This window comes from Adlercreutzia rubneri, assembly GCF_009755265.1.
GTDB lineage: Bacteria > Actinomycetota > Coriobacteriia > Coriobacteriales > Eggerthellaceae > Adlercreutzia > Adlercreutzia rubneri.
Map to the genome: position 1 here is coordinate 1 of NZ_WPOO01000070.1, position 523 is coordinate 523.

Here is a 523-nt window from a genome sequence, read left to right on the forward strand (position 1 = left end):
ATATAGGGCACCTCGGGCAGGCCGGGCACGCGGTGGTTGTTGAACGACAACGGCAGCGGGTCAAAGCGCTCGAGGTAGCACGGCTCGGGGATGATGAGGTCGTAGTAGTAGGAGGAATCGTTCAGATAGATGTCCATGCCGAAGATCCAGTCGAACGATTCCAGCACCTTGGCCTGGTAGTCGTGGTTGCACCAGTTCTTCAGCGGGTTCGACGCCATGCAGAACGCCACCTCGGACGGCCCGGTGCCGTACACCTCCAGCTGCACCTGGGCGATGTAGCCGAAATGCTGATCCATCGTGAGGGGCTGCAGCTCCTCCATCGCCTCGGACGTGGGCGTGTAGCTGGCCTCGCGGATATGCTTGTAATGCGAGCCGTTCGACGGCCAGCCGTGCGCCATGTTGAGGTCCTCGATGAGGCCGTCCTCTTCCCAAATGGTGAACTCCCAGGCGTGATCCTTGTCGCCCTCGTAGAACCCGTACTTGTTACGCGTGTAGAAGCCCAGGTAGCCGCCGCGCGAGAACG

1 pseudogene is annotated in these 523 nt (G+C 61.2%); it reads right to left on the reverse strand.

What is annotated here, in order from left to right:
* A pseudogene (locus tag GO707_RS11935) lies at window positions 1-523 on the reverse strand (molybdopterin-dependent oxidoreductase); the annotation flags it as partial.